At 55.6% G+C, this 17,288-nt stretch carries 16 protein-coding genes and 1 pseudogene; 15 read left to right on the forward strand and 2 right to left on the reverse strand.

Translation table 11 applies throughout. The features are described from left to right. The first annotated feature begins 1 nt into the window (after position 1). The 7 genes from SPTER_RS23040 (at position 2) to SPTER_RS23070 (ending at position 6,931) form a co-directional block, all read left to right on the forward strand. The gene (locus SPTER_RS23040; protein WP_144352523.1) at positions 2-2,110 is read left to right on the forward strand and encodes a WD40 repeat domain-containing protein; all 2,109 of its coding nucleotides are present in this window, start codon (positions 2-4) and stop codon (positions 2,108-2,110) included. A gap of 17 nt (positions 2,111-2,127) precedes the next feature. Further along, positions 2,128-3,456, forward strand: a complete 1,329-nt coding sequence (locus SPTER_RS23045) for an Hsp70 family protein (RefSeq protein ID WP_144352524.1) — start codon at positions 2,128-2,130, stop codon at positions 3,454-3,456. A 14-nt stretch (positions 3,457-3,470) separates the two neighbouring features. Continuing rightward, complete coding sequence (locus SPTER_RS23050; protein WP_144352525.1) at positions 3,471-3,851, forward strand: DUF1257 domain-containing protein; 381 nt, start codon at positions 3,471-3,473, stop codon at positions 3,849-3,851. Positions 3,852-3,878: 27 nt separating this feature from the next. Beyond that, positions 3,879-5,426 (forward strand): AAA family ATPase, encoded by a 1,548-nt coding sequence (locus tag SPTER_RS23055; protein WP_144352526.1) that lies wholly within the window; start codon positions 3,879-3,881, stop codon positions 5,424-5,426. A gap of 20 nt (positions 5,427-5,446) precedes the next feature. Then, entirely contained in the window at positions 5,447-5,647 is a 201-nt protein-coding gene (locus SPTER_RS23060; protein WP_144352527.1) for a DUF2997 domain-containing protein, read from the forward strand. Beyond that, entirely contained in the window at positions 5,644-6,228 is a 585-nt protein-coding gene (locus SPTER_RS23065; protein WP_144352528.1) for a 4Fe-4S single cluster domain-containing protein, read from the forward strand. Before SPTER_RS23060 ends, SPTER_RS23065 begins: the two co-directional genes overlap by 4 nt. 232 nt (positions 6,229-6,460) lie before the next feature. After that, positions 6,461-6,931, forward strand: coding sequence for a GNAT family N-acetyltransferase (locus tag SPTER_RS23070; protein WP_246105407.1), 471 nt, complete (start codon positions 6,461-6,463; stop codon positions 6,929-6,931). 155 nt (positions 6,932-7,086) lie between these two features. Here SPTER_RS23070 and SPTER_RS23075 read toward each other — a convergent pair whose 3' ends face one another. Continuing rightward, the gene (locus tag SPTER_RS23075) at positions 7,087-7,467 is read right to left on the reverse strand and encodes a hypothetical protein (RefSeq protein WP_144352530.1); all 381 of its coding nucleotides are present in this window, start codon (positions 7,465-7,467) and stop codon (positions 7,087-7,089) included. 648 nt (positions 7,468-8,115) lie between these two features. Further along, positions 8,116-8,388, reverse strand: a complete 273-nt coding sequence (locus SPTER_RS23080; protein WP_144352531.1) for a hypothetical protein — start codon at positions 8,386-8,388, stop codon at positions 8,116-8,118. A gap of 184 nt (positions 8,389-8,572) precedes the next feature. Between SPTER_RS23080 and SPTER_RS23085 the strand changes: the two genes are divergently transcribed. From SPTER_RS23085 to SPTER_RS23110, 8 genes and pseudogenes are all read left to right on the forward strand, one after another. Beyond that, entirely contained in the window at positions 8,573-8,827 is a 255-nt protein-coding gene (locus tag SPTER_RS23085; RefSeq protein WP_144352532.1) for a hypothetical protein, read from the forward strand. Next, on the forward strand, positions 8,827-8,955 hold the full coding sequence (locus SPTER_RS25760) for a hypothetical protein (protein ID WP_281289477.1): 129 nt from the start codon (positions 8,827-8,829) through the stop codon (positions 8,953-8,955). The genes SPTER_RS23085 and SPTER_RS25760 overlap by 1 nt, the downstream gene beginning before the upstream one ends. Next, positions 8,952-9,101 (forward strand): annotated as a pseudogene (locus SPTER_RS24955) (hypothetical protein); the annotation flags it as partial. The gene SPTER_RS25760 and the pseudogene SPTER_RS24955, both read left to right, overlap by 4 nt. A gap of 46 nt (positions 9,102-9,147) precedes the next feature. Further along, positions 9,148-9,342, forward strand: a complete 195-nt coding sequence (locus tag SPTER_RS23090) for an H-type small acid-soluble spore protein (RefSeq protein WP_144352533.1) — start codon at positions 9,148-9,150, stop codon at positions 9,340-9,342. 183 nt (positions 9,343-9,525) lie between these two features. After that, entirely contained in the window at positions 9,526-11,247 is a 1,722-nt protein-coding gene (gene cydD, locus SPTER_RS23095; RefSeq protein WP_246105408.1) for a thiol reductant ABC exporter subunit CydD, read from the forward strand. Continuing rightward, positions 11,240-12,967 carry a thiol reductant ABC exporter subunit CydC gene (gene cydC / locus SPTER_RS23100; protein ID WP_144352535.1) on the forward strand — a complete coding sequence of 576 codons (1,728 nt, stop codon included), beginning with the start codon at positions 11,240-11,242 and terminating at the stop codon, positions 12,965-12,967. The genes cydD and cydC overlap by 8 nt, the downstream gene beginning before the upstream one ends. Before the next feature lie 43 nt (positions 12,968-13,010). Continuing rightward, entirely contained in the window at positions 13,011-13,691 is a 681-nt protein-coding gene (locus SPTER_RS23105) for a DUF2225 domain-containing protein (RefSeq protein WP_144352536.1), read from the forward strand. 325 nt (positions 13,692-14,016) lie between these two features. Then, positions 14,017-17,259: an ATP-binding protein gene (locus tag SPTER_RS23110; protein ID WP_170233378.1), complete on the forward strand. Its 3,243-nt coding sequence runs from the start codon at positions 14,017-14,019 to the stop codon at positions 17,257-17,259. The last annotated feature ends 29 nt before the right edge of the window (positions 17,260-17,288 follow it).

The raw sequence follows: 17,288 nt of genomic DNA on the forward strand, positions 1-17,288 counted from the left end.
GATGGCGCTGGGTGATGATGATAAAGAATTTTTACGGCAGTTAACCTGGATCTATCCCAGTGAGTATGTGGCTGAACTCAAAGAACTGGCCGAAGCTGTTATAACCGAACAGCTGGCTGCCGGTGAGCGCCAGAATATCCGCGATATTATCTGGGGGATTATGGCTAAAATCCGGGCAGAGGCCGAGGGCGGCAGCAATACGGCAGCGGCGGCCGGGAAGGCCGCAAGCGAGGCGGTGCAGGCCGAAGCTGACCGGGAAATCCGGGACAATGTACAGGCCGCCCTTAGCGCCGGTCAGCTGCATATTCCGGCCGGGATGGGACCGGAGGTGATTATACCGCTGGTGGCAGCGCTGGCTGAGCCGGCAATAGGAGCCGGCGCCCGGTCTGTACTCTGCCAGCTGTCAGATAGCGGGGCGATTGATGCTTTGTGCGGGGAATGGGCTAAGACCCGTTCACCGGAACTGGAGCAAATAATAATGAAAACCGGGTATCTGGCAGCGCATCCGCTGGGTGTACGGCTGCTGACCGTGCTGAAGACAAAGGCTGACCGGGTTATGCTGGCCGAGGGCACCGAGCTGGTGCCGGAGCTGCTAGCCGCTGTTGATGATCCCGACCGGAGTATCGCCGGCTCTGCCCGGCGCCTGCTCCTGACCCTGACGAACAGGCAGGCCGTCGATACCGTATGTGAAACTGTCCTGGCTGATCCGGATAATGAACGCCTGCAAGCCTGGGCTGTTATGGCCGGCTATGCGCCGGCCGATGACAGCCGCGCCGCTTTGTACTACGCGATTACCGGGCAGTGGGATAAATATTACGCCCTGGACTGGCAGGAAGACCGGCCCCTCCTGGCCAGAGGCTATAGTGAGGCTTCGTTGCCTGAACGGCGGCGGTTTCTGGCGGCGGCCCGCAAAAGTGGCCAGGGGTTGCTGTTAACCGGCCTGCTCCTGGCCGGCAATGGTCAGGATGAATATGAGGAAATAACCGCTGCCGACTGGGAGTCCCTGCTGGATTTGCTAGCCAGCCAGCAGCGGTGGCCGGATTTGTACCGGCTGGTCTTTCGGGCCCCGGCACAATGGGCCGGCGAGATTACCCTGTTGTTGAAGAATTCCGGCTGGCAGCCAGGGGCCTGGGCGCAGCGGGGCTGGGAGAGAAGCCTGGCCGCCTGTCCGCAGTCAGGCAGAAACGCGTTTGTGCCAGACGGGCGCGAGTTGATAGCCCTTGCCTTCGATCAGGCCGAGATTGAGGCCATGGCGTTCCATCCCAACAAGCGGATTGCGGCCGGCGGCGGTCGTGACGGCCGGCTCCGGTTATGGCAGTTAGGCAGCCAGCAGATATGGCGGACCGTGGATTTGCATGCCGAAGCGATTACGGCTGTTGCCTTTACACCCGATGGCCGTTATCTGGCAACGGCCGGGCGGGAAGGCCGGGTTCATATCTGGCAGCTGCCGGCGGTGAAATGGGTCAGCAGTGTGTGCGGGCAGCCGGGGCTGGTCACGGCCATGGCTGCCGGTGCCGGCGGCGCCATTCTGGCCGCCGCCTGCGCCGGGGGCCTGGCCGCGGCCAGGGTTTGGGACTGGGATGGGGCTTATATGACAAATCAAGGCCAGTATCCCGGCAGCTGGTTCCAGGCGGCGGCGGTCAGTGCTGAACAAAGGCTGGCAGTGGGGGGCGGCCGGGACGGCATTATCCGGCTGTATCCATTGACAGGCAGCAAACAGGGTAAGCTGTGCTGGGCGGCCCACGCCGGGGCCGTACAGGCTCTCAAGCTGAGCGGGGATGGGAATTTTCTGGTAAGTACCGGGGCTGACGGTTTGTTAAAGATCTGGCAAACAGCGAGCGGTAAGCTGCTCTGGACGCTGCCGGCGGCAGGCCGGCTGCTGGCGGTTAGTGCTGACGGGGCGTTAGCGGCCATCAGTAATCCCGGCCGGCGCAACATTACGATAAAACAGCTGCGGCTGGTCAAGCCGCTGGCCCAGGCTACTCATGCCGACTGGCAGCATGCCGGGCAGTTACTGGCCGCAGCCGCTCTTGAGCCTGAGGCCGGCCAGGCGGTAGCGTTTCTACAGACGATACTTGACAGCAAGTTCTGTTATGATATTAGGCTGTAAGCCGGGGAGGGGACGAGATGGCAGGACGGCTGGCAATTGATTTCGGTCATACGTATACGGTGGCGGCCTATTGGCGGCAAGCCACCCGGCAGGCCGAAACCCTGTATGTGCCGGCGATTACGCGACCGGTGCGGGCCGGTCCGGGGAGTGGCGGGACAACCGTTTACGCGGCACCCTCATTAATATTGTATGATCAGGCGTCAGAGGCCTGCTGGATCGGGCAGGAAGCGGCTGAGAAACTGCGGGGCGCGGTTGATGCGCGGCCGGTATACAGCCAGCTAAAACTCGATGTCATTACAGGGAAACGAATTTTTGGCCCGGCCGGCAGCCGCTGGCTTTGCTGCCAGGATATGGCCAGAGACTATTTAGCCGCTGTTATCTGTCGTGCCGGTCAGGTGCTGGGGTTAAGCAGCGAGGCTGTTATCACTTTTACGGTGCCGGCAGAGGCTTGTCAGGCCGAAACCGGGTGGCAGCGGTATGGCCACTGGCTGAAGGGGGCCGTGAAGCAAGCCGGGTTTACCCGGCTGGAAATGGTTGAGCATCCCTGGGCGGCTGCCTGGGGGGCCGGGCTGTATGTGAAACCGGGCGATCGTTTCATTGTTATTGACCTGGAGGCCGAACTGGCCGAGGTTGCTGTTGCCCAGGCCGGGCAAGAAGCTGACGGCAATAAGGAGCGACGCCTGCGGGTGCTCAGCCATGTTCGGGACTGGCTGATCGAACCAGAGCCTGGCCAGGATCAGGAACTGGTTATCCATACTCAGCTTGAGCATATATTGCGGCAGGCCCTCCGGCAAACTGCCGGGCGGGGGTATGACGGCGATGGCTATGCCGGGGTTGTTTTGACCGGCAGCGGTGGGCTGCCGGCTTTGTATAAGCAAGCTGTCCATACGTTTTTTGCCGGTATTCCTGTTTATGATCAATGTTTGCTTAGTGCTGCCGCCTGCGGGGCGGCGTCATTGGCTGCCGGCATTGATGCCTGCGGCTATATCCGGTATAACTATGGGGTGCGTTATTGGGAACCGGGACAATACCGCTATCAGCCGGTGGCGGCTCGCGGTACCTTTTATCCCAGTGCCGGCCCTGTTGCCGAGTTAGTCATTAAAGCCAGCTATGATGGGCAGCAGGAGTACGCGTTATTTATCTACCGGCTGGGGGTGGAGGCCGGTTATTGTATAAACGGGGAAAATCCGCTGATATTAAGGACAGACCAACCGGCGCTGTCTGGTCAGCCGGTCATCCGGGCTACTCTCAGTATTGACGGCGCCGGCCAATTATCGGTAACCGCCTGTGATGCCGGCAGCGGCCAGATCATTGCTGCTGCTGTACCGGTGGTTAAGCTTATGTAGAGGAGGAGCAAGGGATGTCACATTTTACGCAGGTAGCTACTAAAATCACGAATAAAGAAATGCTGCTCAGTTGTCTGCAAGAACTGGGCTATGAGACGGAGGAAGGCGTAGCGATCAAAGGGTACCGGGGCCAGGAAACACCGGTTGATATTGCTGTACGTATGCGGCAGGGGTATGATGTCGGTTTTGCTCTGGGACCTGATGGAACGTACAGCTTGGTCGCCGATTGGTTTGGGGTGCAGGGCCTAAGCGAGCAGCAGTTTACCGCCAAGGTCCAGCAGCAGTACGCGCTGGCTACGGTTATGCAGCAGGTTAACCGGCAGGGCTTTAATGTTGTGGAGCAGCAGCAGGATGCCAGCGGCCAGATCCGGCTGGTTGTCAGACGCTGGGTATGAGGGCGGCGATGAAGGAGGCGGAAGTAAATGAATCACTTTGCCGAGCAATTTGATACTTATATAAGAGCGCGGGTAACACTGATTGTTATCGTAACCCCTGAGGAAGAACGGGCTATTGAGCATGTTAAGACAGTGTGCGAGCAGAAAAACCGTACCTGCCTGTCCTGGGATGTTGCCGACGGCTTTGTTGTATTGACCGGCCGGACCGGGCTTGACCTAAAGTGCAGGGACCCGCTGGTCGCCCTTGATTTGATGGAAAAGACCGGCATGGATAATACGGGGACCATCTTTGTGTGTAAGGATTTCCACGATTTTTGGGCGAACCCGCCGGTGCGGCGTAAACTGCGCAGTGTGGTACAGCGCCTGACGCAGACCCGGACGTCCATCGTAATTACAACTCCCACCGGCCAGATTCCGGACGAGCTGCAGGATGAAGCGGTAATTATTCATTTACGCCGTCCCAATGGGGAAGAGCTTGATGCGGTTTTGGAAGGGTTGCTGAAAGGGGCCAATGTTAAGATCAATCTCACCGAGCCCGGCCGGGAAAAGGTGGTCCAGGCCGCAATGGGGATGACTGCCGGCCAGGCCCGGCGGGTATTTTCTAAAGCCATTGTTACCTGTGGCTGCCTGGATGACCGCAGCATTACGCTCATTACCGAAGAAAAAGCCCAGCTGGTCCGGCAAAGCGAGGCGCTGGAGTTCCTGAGCACCACGGAAACCGCCGACAGCGTGGGCGGCCTGGGGGTGTTAAAAGACTGGCTGCGCCTGCGGGAAAAAGCGTTTACGAAGGATGCCCGTGACTATGGCCTGCCTGCCCCCAAGGGGATTGCGATGGTAGGAATCCCGGGTACGGGCAAAAGTCTGACCGCGAAAATGATCAGCGGTTTGTGGCAGCTGCCTCTGCTCAGACTGGATGTGGGGGCTTTATTTGGCTCCTATGTCGGGGAGTCGGAGGACCGGACCCGCCGGGCTTTGCATATTGCCGAAACGATCGCTCCCTGCATTTTATGGGTGGATGAAATAGAAAAGGCTTTTGCCTTTGGTTCAGGCGATGCCGGTACCAGCCAGCGGGTATTCGCCACCCTGCTGACCTGGATGCAGGATAAAAAAGAGCCCTGTTTTGTGGTGGCCACGGCCAATAATATCGCGGCGTTACCGCCTGAACTGATGCGTAAAGGCCGCTTTGATGAAATCTTCTTTCTTGATTTGCCCCATATGGCGGAACGCCGGGAAATTTTTATCACCCATCTTAAGCGGCGGAACCGGTCACCCCGCGACTTCGACCTCAAGCGTCTGGTGAAAGAAGCGGACGGTTATGTGGGGGCTGAGATCGAGCAGGCCATTATTGATGCCATGTATCTGGCCTTTAGTGACCGAATGCGGGAGATTACCACCGAGGATATTGTGATATCGCTTAAGCGTCAGGTGCCGCTGTCAGTTTCCCAGCGGGAAAATATTCAATACCTCCGGCAATGGCTGCAGGAAGGCCGGGCCCAGTCGGCGTCTTATCCCGGCGAGGTTGCCGGTGAACCGGGTCCGGGCCAGGTGTTACTGGAAATCGAAACCAGGGATTAAGCGGGAAAGGGTGGTGTGTTATGGAAAAAGAGGAACTGGAAATAACGATTGCCGCCGACGGCAAAGTCAATATTAAAGTGGCCGGGGCCAAGGGCGGCAAGTGCCTGGATATTACCAGACCCCTGGAAGAGGCCCTCGGTGAGGTCAAAGTCCGGGAAATGACGCCTGAGTATTACCAGCAGCCGGAGGATCTCACTAAAGTTAAGGACAACCGGCGATGAATACCGCCGGCGGGGGTTTGCCGGGCGGCCTGATTAACATGGCCGCCTTTTTGCCAGCATCCAGCGTTAACGGACCGGGGCGGCGCGCCGTAGTCTGGGTGCAGGGCTGCCACCGCCGCTGCCCGGGCTGCTTTAATCCGGAGATGCTGGCGCTTACAGAAAACCAGCTGGTGACGGTAGCGGAACTTGCCGGCCGGATTCTGGCGGCCGGCGGCATTGAAGGGGTTACCTTTTCCGGCGGCGAGCCTTTTCGGCAGGCCGCGGCCCTGGCTGAACTGGCGGCGATTATGGTTAAACACGGCTTAACGGTAATAGTCTTCACCGGTTATGAATATGAGGAGCTTACCCAGGCCGATAATCCCGACTGGAATAAGCTGCTGCAGGTAACAGACCTGCTGGTGTCCGGTCCCTATCTTGAGCACCGGCCCTCTTGCTCTTATCTGCGGGGTTCAGCCAATCAGGAACTGGTTTTTCTTAGTCCCCGCTTGCGGGATCACCCCGATATTAACAAGCAGGCGGGCCAGGCGCGGGAGTTTATTATTGATGCCGCCGGCAACATTATTATTACCGGTTTGGGCTGATTATGGTGCTGTTTATTTTATAAAAAATTACCGACTTGCCACAGCCAGGCTTTACTTTTTTTTGATAATGTTAGATAATGAAGGATACCATACTTAGATAATAAAAATTGGCGTTGATACATATATTTGCTAAGGAAGGTGTGGTAGTGTGAGGTGTGGCTGTGTGCTTCAGGGCAAAAAAGTCTGTATGCGGACTGTACGGGAAAGTGATCTTGAATTAATTTATAGATTAATGACAGATGTATCCGAAAAGGGTATGTACTGGTTGCTCGATATTCCGGCGGAGCCGGCCTTTCGCCGGGGGTTTGCCGACAAAGGGTTCTGGTCGGAGAATTTTGGCCGGATGCTGATTACCGATAAGGAGCAGGCGGGGAAGATTGTCGGCGAGATTATCTACTTTAGGAATGCCGATTACCGGGCCGGCTATGAGGTCGGCTATCAGGTTTTCCGGCGTGAGGACCGGGGGCAGGGCTATATGTCCGAAGCCCTGGCCTTGTTGTCGGCTTTTTTGTTTGAGTCCAAACCCATTCCCCGTTTGCAGCTTACCCTGGTCGCCGGCAATGAGGCCAGCCGCAAGGTAGCCGAGAAATGCGGCTACCGTTATGAAGGCACCCTGCGCAAGGCGGCTTTTCTGGCCGGCGAATATGTCGACCTTGAGATGTTTGGTTTGCTGAGAGAAGACTGCCCGCCCCTGCGGCTGTAAAGCCTGGCCGTGACTGCTCAAAGGGCGCGTTCTTTTTTACCGGGCAGATTTTAGATAGTTTAGAGCCGGGTTCAGGGGCCAAGACAGTGTATACAGCTGAGGGGATGCCGGCCGGCATCCCCTGTTTTTACGAGCTGTGTGATCCGGCCGGATAATCAGGCATTGCTGCGGCCAGGCTGCTGCTGCAGGATGGCCATAAATTCCTGCTGCACATGGCTGCTGTCCCGCAGCCCCTGCCGGTAGGCAATTTCCGCTGTCTGCCCGGACTTAAGCGCCGTAAGGGCCTCGAAATCCATGACCAAACCGAGCAATTCCGGCTGCCGGGCCTTCAACTGCCGGGCCAGTGTCAGCAGCCGGTCCAGGGCGGCGCTGACTTCCCGGGCCGTTTTACTGTAGCGGGCATTCCTGGTACCGGCCAGGTTGAGGATATGGTCCACTCTGGTAAAGATGTACTGGTCAAAAGCCTCGTTTAACATTCTTTTTAGCACCGTCGGGCCGTCCGGTCCCCGGCGCCGGGCTTTCTTTTTATTAGACACATGTATACCCCCCATACTTAAGCTGGGGCGGAAGGCTGCGGGCAGCACCGCCGCCAGCTTTTTTTACAGGGGAAATTAAAAAACGCATGCGCAGGTTTTTACCCTACACATGCGTTTGGCGTTGATGTCTGCTAAAAGCCCCAATAGCAATAAGCCGGACATAGCCGACCGGTCAGCCAGGGCGGTCACACCGGCAAGCGGTTGGTGCCCTGCCGCGGCAGTTGCGTATCAAGAAAGGCTGAATGCTTTGCTGCGTCCAGTCGCACTCACAGCCCGGCGCCGCCGGCGGCATCCCGTTAACCCCCGCGCCTGCTCCCCTGCTTGTGCTGGGGCGGAAGCCCGGTGTATAATAGAAATGTCGTCGTGGACAGTCTGACTGTTACGTGTAGGTGCTCTGTACACCTTGCGCGGGCCCGGAGGTGCTTGCGACACCTTCAGGTCACGGCGACTTTTTAATTTCCACCTATTTTTAATTATAGCCTGTTTGCAGTAAAATGCAAGTACCGATGAATAGCCGGCAGGGAGTTTCTAGCGGCGATGGGGGCACCTTTTAAAAGGAATTCCCTGATACTATGGCCCGAACCGATGAACGATTAGCAAGATTGAGCGAGGAACCGGCCTCTCCCGTGGCATTGGCAATATTCAAGCTTAAACAGGACGACGCGATAGGGAGCGAATTTTCATTTCATGTTCGCCGGTAACTTCGGCCAAAGACTTTAAATCTTCATGGATAGAATCGACTTTTTTGCTGGTTAGTTCGAGAAGGTGGTATACGTCCTTTTGTTGGACTTCGCCATATTGCTCCATTTTGGTTTCTAAGCGGGTAAGGTCGGCTTTTGTTGCCATGTCTGACTTAATAGAGATAACCTCTTTCTCTATACCATCAAGCCGGACAAGTATTTGTTTTAACAATTCTTCCATACTGACACTTCCTTTAAGGCTATTATAGACTGCTGGGGCGGGGCAGACAAGCCAGAACTATTGTTTGCGTCAATTTTTATTATAGCATAATAATCTGGACATTCATGTTTTGGGGTTAGTTTTATTGAGGTAATTTTCAGGATTTAATTTCGACAAAAAAATACAAAATTCCAACCAACGGTCGATGCTGGCGGCCAAGGCCGGAAATGAATACACCGGCGCGGTCCTGGAGATCAGGCGGTTCATTGCTGACGGCGACGACCAATACAGTAAAAATTTTGCGGACAAGCTGAATCAGGTTATGGCCCTGGAAGCACAGCTGCTGGAGCTGACCGGCGCCGGTCAACGGCCGGAGATCGAGAAGCTGATCCAGGATACGGCCAGCTACAAACAGGGGGTAGCCGACCAGCTTATATTGCGGTCGGCATTATCTCATTAGTGGCAGCTATCGTCCTGAGCGTTGCCCTGACCACAATGATTATCCGGCCTGTGCAGGCCGTGACAGGCCAGCTCGATAAAATGGCGGCAGGCAATTATTTACGGCGGTCCGGACGGTTGAGGGTGTGAGCAAGGCTACGGCCGGTCAAACCCAGACTGTGTCTGCCGCTACCGAGGCGCAGGCGGCCTCGATGCAGGAAATTGCCTCATCCAGCCAGGTGTTGGCGAAAATGGCGGAAGAATTGCAGGCCGCGGTAAAAAAAATTGCCGTATAAACCAGTCGGCCGGGGAAAATACTACTCTAAGAAAAGGGGTGGTAGAATGAAAGCCACAAGGGCTGAGGAAATCTTAAAATCCCAGGAGATTATCGGCGTAAAATACCGCAACAATGATGTCTGGATTGAGAGTGTGGATAAAGAACGCAGTACCGCTTATGTTACCTATCTGGAACAGCATAATACAGTTCATGTTGCTATCGGCCAGCTGGAAGAAACAGGGCCGGTAAAACCTCAGTAAGAGGCTGGCCGGTACTGGTCTTGGCCGGCCGGCGGCAGGTGTGTTTTATCAGGATTAGATTACTTCAGAAGCAGGAATCGGGCCGGTAGTTGTAGTATATATTTATGCAGGTTCATAATTAAACCGCCTTTTATCGGCGGTTTTCTCTTTATAGGCAGGTGAAGGAAGCTGATTGACAGATATTTGGGCAAACAGGCTTGGCAGCAGCGCGGGCTGTTGGTTAGGGTTGCCGGCTTAGGGATAAGCAATGGCCTGTTAGCGATTGGTCAGGCCTATTACTTAGCGGGGGTAATCGATATGGTTTTCCTGGGCGGACAGGAGTTAGCCGCGGTTGCGGGCAGCTTATGGCTGCTCGCCGGTTTGGCCTGTGTGCGGGCCCTTCTGACATATTTGGAAGGGGTGCTGGCATTCGAGCTGGCAGCAAGGGTAAAAACAGACCTCAGGGAACGCCTGACACGCCATTTGTTCAGTCTGGGGCCGGTGGCTCTTGCCAATCAGCCGGCCGGCGAGCTGCTTACTGTCATGAGCGAAGGAATAGAAAATCTGGAAGCCTATTTCGCCAAATATTTGCCGCAATTATGTAAAGCCTGTTGTATACCGGTATTGATTCTGGCGGTGGTGTGGCCGCTTGACAGGGCTACGGCCGCCATCATGCTGGTGACGGCGCCCCTGATACCGGTATTTATGGTCCTCATCGGCAAAGCGGCTGAGCGGATGAATCACCGGCAATGGGAGACTTTAAATAAGTTGAGTGCACACTTTCTGGATGTGCTGGCCGGGTTGACAACCCTGAAACTATTTGGCAGGAGCCGTGAGCAGATTGCCATTATTACCAGAATCAGCCGGGAGTTCCGGGATGCCACTATGGATGTGCTCCGGGTCGCGTTTTTGTCGGCCCTGGCGCTGGAGCTCTTAGCTACGATCAGTACGGCCTTGGTGGCGGTAGCCCTGGGACTCAGGCTGCTGTACGGGGAGGTCGCTTTTATGCAGGCTTTTTTCCTGCTGCTGCTGGCACCGGAATATTATTTGCCCCTGCGGCTGCTGGGCAGCCAGTTTCACGCCGGCATGGCCGGGAAAACGGCGGCGGCTGATATTGTCCGCTTGCTGTCCCTGACGGGCGGGGAACGGGTTCCCGGGACTGAACGGCTGCTGTCTCCCCAGCAGGTTTCGCTGGCCTTTAACAGGGTACATGCGGCTTACCAGGCGGGGAGCCGGCCGGCCTTAAGGGGTATCTCCTTTACCCTGGCAGCCGGGCGGCATTTGGCTATTGTTGGCCCGAGCGGCGCCGGCAAAAGCACGGTGGCCGCCCTGCTGCTGGGCTTTATAACGCCTGCGGCCGGCAGCATTCTTGTTAATGGACAGGATCTCGCGACGCTGCGTTCCTCTGAGTGGCTACGCCATGTTGCTTATGTTCCCCAGCGGCCGCACTTATTCCAGGGGACGGTGGCGGACAACATCCGGCTGGCCAGGCCTGATGCGCCAATGGCGGCTGTTATGCAGGCAGGAAAGGCAGCCGGAGCCCACGAGTTTATCAGCCGTCTCCCTAACGGCTATGATACGCTGGTGGGGGCCGGGGGCCGGGGCTTGAGTGGCGGTGAATGCCAGCGGCTGTCAATCGCCCGGGCCTTTCTGCAGGATGCCCCCCTGCTTATTCTGGATGAGGCGGCCCGGGGTCTGGATGTTAGTGCCCAGGCAAGGCTGGACAATACCCTGGCCCGGCTGCTCCAGGGCCGGACGGCAATTATTATCGCCCACCGTTTGTCGACCGTGCGGCAAGCCGATCAAATTCTGGTGCTGGCCGAGGGCCGGCTGGCTGAGATTGGCCCGCCGGCTGAATTGATAAAGCGCCAGGGTGTGTACAGCCGGCTGCTGGCGGCTCAGGCCGGGGAGGGACAGCATGTTTAAGCTGTTACTGGGCAGCCGCCGCACGCTGGGGCTGGCGGCTGTTGCCTGCATACTGGGCAGTTTGACTGTTTATGCCGGTATCGGCCTCATGGCGGCTTCGGCCTGGCTGATTTCAGCAGCTGCTCTGCAGCCGCCGCTGGCGACGTTATCGGTAGCGATTGTGGGGGTGCGGTTTTTTGGCCTGGCCCGGGCCGGCTGCCGTTATCTGGAACGATATATGAGCCATAGTGTTACCTTCCGGCTGCTGGCCGATATCAGGGTCTGGCTGTATACCCGGCTGGAACCGCTGGCCCCGGCCGGGTTGCAAACTTTTACTAAAGGCGATGTTTTTAGCCGCCTTGTTGCCGATGTGGAGACTCTGCAATATTTTTATTTACGGGCGGCTTTGCCGGCGCTGATTGCGGTACTTACGGCAACGGCAACCCTGCTGCTGCTGGGGGCGATGGCTCCGGCGCTGGTGTGGCCTGTGGCGGGAGCTTTTCTGGCGGCAGGCGGCCTCCTGCCAGCCCTGATCGCTCGTCTTGCCCAGCGGACCGGACGACAGGCGATTAGGGCCAGGGCGGCTCTGAACGGTGCGCTTACTGATAGTATTGAGGGCCTAACCGAGTTGGCCGCCTTAGGCCGGGCTGAACTGCAAACCGCCAAAGTAACGGCTTTAAACCGGGAGTATATGGCCAGTCAGAAACAAGGGGGACAGATAATCGCCCTGGCAGACGCCCTGGGCACAATGGCAATGCAGCTGGCGATTATCGCGGTTGTGGCTCTGGCTGTGCCGCTGGTCAGCAGCGGCAGTCTGGGGGGGATTTATCTGGCCGTGGTGGCTCTGACTGTGCAGGCCAGCTTTGAAGCGGTGCTGCCGCTGCCGGCTGTCATTTATTATTGGCGCGAGTGTCAGGCGGCTCTGCGGCGGCTTCAGGCCATCAGCGGCCTGACGCCTGCTGCCGGCCATGCGGGCACTAAAGAGGTAGAGCCAGGGTCAGCTGCGCTGGTCGCCCGCAGCCTGACTTTTACCTATCACGCTGCGGCAGCACCGGTATTGGCGGATATAACGTTTAGCCTGCCGGCCGCAAAACGCCTGGCGATTGTCGGGGCAAGCGGGGCGGGGAAAAGTACGCTGGCCGGGATTATTTTACGGTTCTGGGATCATAACAGCGGGCAATTACTGTTAAACGGGGTTGATATCAGGGACTATGACCCGGCCAGTGTGCGGCAGGCGTTAAGTGTAGTTAGTCAGGATACCTATCTTTTTAATGCCACAATCAGGGATAATATTCTATTGGCCAAACCGGCGGCGACAGAGACAGAGCTGAAAAATGCCCTGATCGGCGCTCAACTGGAGGAGTTCCTGGCCCGGCTGCCGCAGGGGCTGGAAACCAGGACAGGTCAAAATGGACTGGCTTTATCGGGGGGAGAGCGCCAGCGTATTGCGCTGGCCCGGGCCTTATTAAAAGCGGCGCCAATATGGCTGCTGGATGAGCCCACGGCCGGGCTTGATGCCTGTGCGGAAGCGGCGGTTATGGAGAATATCCTGCAGGTGTCCAGTAACCGGTCGGTGATTCTTATTACACACCGGCTGACAGGCCTGGCAGCGATGGATGAGATCCTGGTATTAGAAAATGGCCGGATTGCCGAACAGGGCACCTGGGCTGAATTACTGGCTAACAGAGGGGTATTCTTGCAAATGTGGACGATTCAGCAGGATTTGCTAAATATTTCTTGAGACCTAAGACCTGGTATGGTAAGGTATATATGGAGGCGATAAGATGGCAGAGCCAACCTACTCGGTAGAAAAAACATGTCCGATATGTGAGAACAATTTTACTGTTACCCGGTTGCGCGGCCGGCAGGTTATGATAAAGCAGGATACTGATTTTTGCGCCTATTTTCAGGAGGTCAAACCTTATTATTACACAATTTGGGTGTGTTCCCACTGCGGCTATGCAGCGGAAGACACCTGCTTCGACGTGGCGTCTTCTGCCGCCAGGGATAAGATTGCCGCCTTTTTGGCCGGGCGGGATGTCAAGGTTAACTTTGAGGGCGAGCGCACACATACCCAGGCCATTGCCACGTACAAGCTGGCGATTTTCTTTGCCGACCTTATTTCTGCCCCGGCCAGCAGGCTGGCGGAATTATACCTGAAACTCAGCTGGGTATATCGTGAGGGGGAAGAGCAGGAGGACGAACAAAACGCTCTGGCCAAAGCCGGTGAATACTATGAGCAGGCCCTGATGCGGGAGCGCTTACCCATAGGTACGCTGAGTGAAGCGGCAGTTACCTATTTAATTGGTGAATTGGCCCGGCGTACCGGTCAGACCGACAAAGCGTTATTATATTTGTCTAAGGTTGTCGGCAGTCCGGCCGCTAAGCTCGAACCACGGGTAACAAACCTGGCGCGGAATGCCTGGCATGAAGCCAGGGCGGTCCGGGATCAGGCTGACAGTTAGCGGCCAATTAGGCAACCAGGAGCGCTGGCGGAAATGACCGTCACGCTCCTTTTTTCTAACCCAGCAGAATTTATAAAATTCAAGGCCATAATCTAAGGGATAAGCAGAATCTATACCCTAAAGGGCACCGGCGGCATCTGCCGTCGTCTTAAACGACTTGGCATAAGCCAAGTTTTTCTAATGATAACTAAGTTGCGCTCTGAAACGGTCGAGAATGGCTTTCAGGTAAATAATTCCTGAAAGCCATTTTAATTCAAGCGGCTATTACTCATCCTTGTCAGGGGCGAAACCGGTCTAAATCAGCGATTCCTATGATTTTGGCAGCGTGATAGAGGGTATTGTCGAAAAATGTTTAATTAAAAATAGCGAAAACCGTAATGTATTAACATTTAAGGGGATAAATGGCAGGGAAGTTAATGAGACAATAGGAAGAAGGGTGACTACTTGCGTGGACGATAAACTCCGGGAATTAAAAAAGAGTTGTAAGTCTGACTTGGCGATTGGCAGCTTATATGACCAGCTTCAGGTCACGCGGTCTTTGCTGCATATTCTTAGTATCGCCGAATCTACACAAGAATTCTTAGATAAACTGGTCGAACTCATCCGCCAGGCCTGTCAGTGCAACGCTGCCGGTATCCGGGTGCTGCAGGGCAGCGGGTATTTACCGTATCAGGCCTATAGTGGTTACCGCTGCGAGTTCGTGACGGCGGAAAACCGGCTTCATATACGGGAAGAGTGCATCTGCTCGCGGCTTGTCAGGAACGGATTATTGCCTTGCGAGCAGGCGCTGGCGAGTCCTGCCGGCTCTGTGGTGATTCATGATGCTGCCGTTTTTGCCAAGACTTTATCCAAGGCTGAGCGAAAAATGTACAAGGGTGCCTGCGCTAAAGCCGGCTATTGCAGTGGTGTTTTTGTACCTATTGTTTATCATACGGCGGTGCTTGGTCTAATTCAGGCGGTTGATGTACATGCTGACCATTTTAATCCGGCAATGATGGAGTTATTGGCAGCAATCGGCTTACTGGCTGGTAAGGTGCTCCATGAGGATAAAAAAAAGCTGTTACAGGACATAAGCCCCATGAGCCAGGCTATGTCGGCAGGTGCCGCCGGCGGCAGCCAGGCCTGCGTTATTGACAATGAAGCCGGACAGGCTCAAAGGGCGGGGGAGCTGCAACGGCTTAGCACGCTGCTGGCAGCTGAGGCTGCGGCCAGGCAGGCTGCTCAGGAAGAGTTACGTAAGTGGCGGCTATTTTTTGTCCACAGCCAGGATAGCCTGTTGCTGATTGACCCTGAAGACGGCAGGATTATGGAGGCTAATCCTGCGGCCGAATATAGCTATGGTTACTCGCGCGCAGAGTTGGTAACTATGAATATTGCTGCATTGCAGGCTGAACAGCAGCAGGAAATCATGGCTGCGCGGCTCGGTATGGCTGCCAGAGGCGGGATTACCTTCAGCAGCCTTCACCGTTGTAAGAACCATAGGCTGTTTCCGGCCCAAGTGAATCTTTATAGTGAAAAGATAGGCATGAAGCCGGTTATAGTTGGGGTTGTCCGCAAGCTTGCGGAGGGTGAACCGGAGTGGAAGCCGGGTCAGCCGGTGCAGGCTGAGTCTAAGGCCCGGTTAGCCCAGCGCGTTAAAAATAAGGGGGCTCTGGCCGCGTTAGCGACGGCAATTATTAATCCCGATATTACAAGCGGTGAACTATATCAGCTGGTGCTGGCCCAGGCAAAATTGTTAACAGGCAGTACCCAGGGCTGTATTGCTTTAGTTGATGACCCGGCCGGGGACGCTCTCCGCCCGCTGCGGGAGGAGACCGGGACTGCTGCTTTTTATACGAATAACCCGGGGGCCCGGCCGCTGTTAAAAGAGGTGTTCGGTGCCGCGCTCCCCTTAAAAAATTACCTGATTGTGCCGGCAATATGTAAGGAAGCCTTACTGGGCCATATTATGCTCGCTAATTCGGTCCAGGGCTATACGGAGGCAGAGCTTGAAGTTGCGGAACAATTGGGTAAAATCCTGGCCGCGGCCTTGTGGAACCGGAACCGGGAGGCGGAGCTGCAGGCTGCCAGGAACTCGGCCGAAGCAGCAGCCCGGGCAAAAACAGAATTTTTGGCGAATCTGAGCCATGAGGTGCGGACACCGATGACGGGAATATTGATCAGCTCGGAGTTGCTGCTGGCCAAGTCTTTGCCGGCCGCAATTGCCGAGCAGGTGCGGGACATCCAGGCCAGCGCCAAATCGATGGTAACAATCCTGGACGATGTTCTTGATTTTGTTCGCTTAGAAGCTGATGTAATCCGGATTGAGGAAAAAGTATTCTCCCTGGCCGACTTAATACGGTCTACTTCACTCCTGATCAAAGCCAAAGCCCAGGCCAAGGGTTTGATACTAGAAACCTCTATCGATCCCATTTTGCCGGCCTGGGTAGTGGGTGACAGTGTCCGAATCAGACAGGTTTTAACAAATCTGCTGGATAATGCCGTTAAATTTACTGTTTCCGGCCAGGTGGTGCTGCGGGTTACTCAGGCTGCCGGTCAAGCGGGCGGCTCGCCTTTGCTGGCATTTTCTGTATCAGATACGGGACCGGGGATATTGCCGGAAAACCAGGAGCTGATTTTTGAACGCTTTTATCAGATTGATGCTGCTGCGGCCAAACATTACGGCGGCATCGGGCTGGGCTTATCTATTGTCAAACTGCTGGTCGAAAAGATGGGCGGGAAATTATCTTTTAACAGTCATATGGGGCAGGGGTCTACCTTTTCGTTTTCTCTGCCGTTAAAGCCCGGCAGCCTGATTAAGGACAGTACGGCAGGCTGGTCGCTGGCTGAGGCTGTGGTTAAGGGTTTACGGGTTTTATTAGTGGATGATAATGAGATGAACCGCAGAATTGTTGCGCAATTATTAGCGCAAATGGGCGCAGATGCTGATGTTGCCGTGGATGGACGGGACGCTTTGAGCAAATTGAAAAATAAGAAATATGATGTCGTCCTGATGGACATACAAATGCCGGGCCTGGATGGGTATGAGACCGTCCGGCTGCTGCGCGGATCGCCGGAAACAGCGAATAACAAGGATGTTTTTATTGTGGCACTGACGGCAGGGGCGCTGGCTGATGAACGGGAGCGGTGCCTTAAGGCCGGTATGAATGATTATTTGGTGAAACCCTTTACGGCATTACAGCTGTATGAACTGCTGACAGATACAACGGCATGCCCGCTGGCCGCTGAGATACCGGCAGATATTGTTTTTGACGCAGCTACACTGCTTGCGTATGTAGGTAACGACCGGGCTACCTTTCAGGAATGTATCCAGCGCTTTCCAAGTGTAATAGGACCGCTGCTGACTGAGTTGACCGCAGCAATCGGGGCTGGTCAGTGGCGTGAGGGAAAACGCCTGGTTCATATTCTCAAAGGGGCGGCCGGCAGTTTTGCGGCCCCGCGTTTGCAGCAGGCGGCGATTGTTTTGGAAAAAAGTCTGCAGGCAGCAGAGGGGAAGTATAGCGGCAAATTGCAGGCTGTAGTGGCAGAATACCACTATCTAATAGAAAAAATCTATAAAGAACAGTGAAAAACAGCAGACTTTCATGATTTTATAAG

Source organism: Sporomusa termitida (genome assembly GCF_007641255.1).
Taxonomy (GTDB): Bacteria; Bacillota; Negativicutes; order Sporomusales; family Sporomusaceae; genus Sporomusa; species Sporomusa termitida.

Bases quoted from the DNA above. Each gene is read 5' to 3' on its own strand.
- SPTER_RS23040 (WP_144352523.1), top strand. From the start codon at position 2: ATGGCGCTGGGTGATGATGATAAAGAATTTTTACGGCAGTTAACCTGG.
- SPTER_RS23045 (WP_144352524.1), top strand. From the start codon at position 2,128: ATGGCAGGACGGCTGGCAATTGATTTCGGTCATACGTATACGGTGGCG.
- SPTER_RS23050 (WP_144352525.1), top strand. From the start codon at position 3,471: ATGTCACATTTTACGCAGGTAGCTACTAAAATCACGAATAAAGAAATG.
- SPTER_RS23055 (WP_144352526.1), top strand. From the start codon at position 3,879: ATGAATCACTTTGCCGAGCAATTTGATACTTATATAAGAGCGCGGGTA.
- SPTER_RS23060 (WP_144352527.1), top strand. From the start codon at position 5,447: ATGGAAAAAGAGGAACTGGAAATAACGATTGCCGCCGACGGCAAAGTC.
- SPTER_RS23065 (WP_144352528.1), top strand. From the start codon at position 5,644: ATGAATACCGCCGGCGGGGGTTTGCCGGGCGGCCTGATTAACATGGCC.
- SPTER_RS23070 (WP_246105407.1), top strand. From the start codon at position 6,461: ATGACAGATGTATCCGAAAAGGGTATGTACTGGTTGCTCGATATTCCG.
- SPTER_RS23080 (WP_144352531.1), bottom strand. From the start codon at position 8,388: ATGGAAGAATTGTTAAAACAAATACTTGTCCGGCTTGATGGTATAGAG.
- SPTER_RS23085 (WP_144352532.1), top strand. From the start codon at position 8,573: ATGCTGGCGGCCAAGGCCGGAAATGAATACACCGGCGCGGTCCTGGAG.
- SPTER_RS23090 (WP_144352533.1), top strand. From the start codon at position 9,148: ATGAAAGCCACAAGGGCTGAGGAAATCTTAAAATCCCAGGAGATTATC.
- cydC (WP_144352535.1), top strand. From the start codon at position 11,240: ATGTTTAAGCTGTTACTGGGCAGCCGCCGCACGCTGGGGCTGGCGGCT.
- SPTER_RS23105 (WP_144352536.1), top strand. From the start codon at position 13,011: ATGGCAGAGCCAACCTACTCGGTAGAAAAAACATGTCCGATATGTGAG.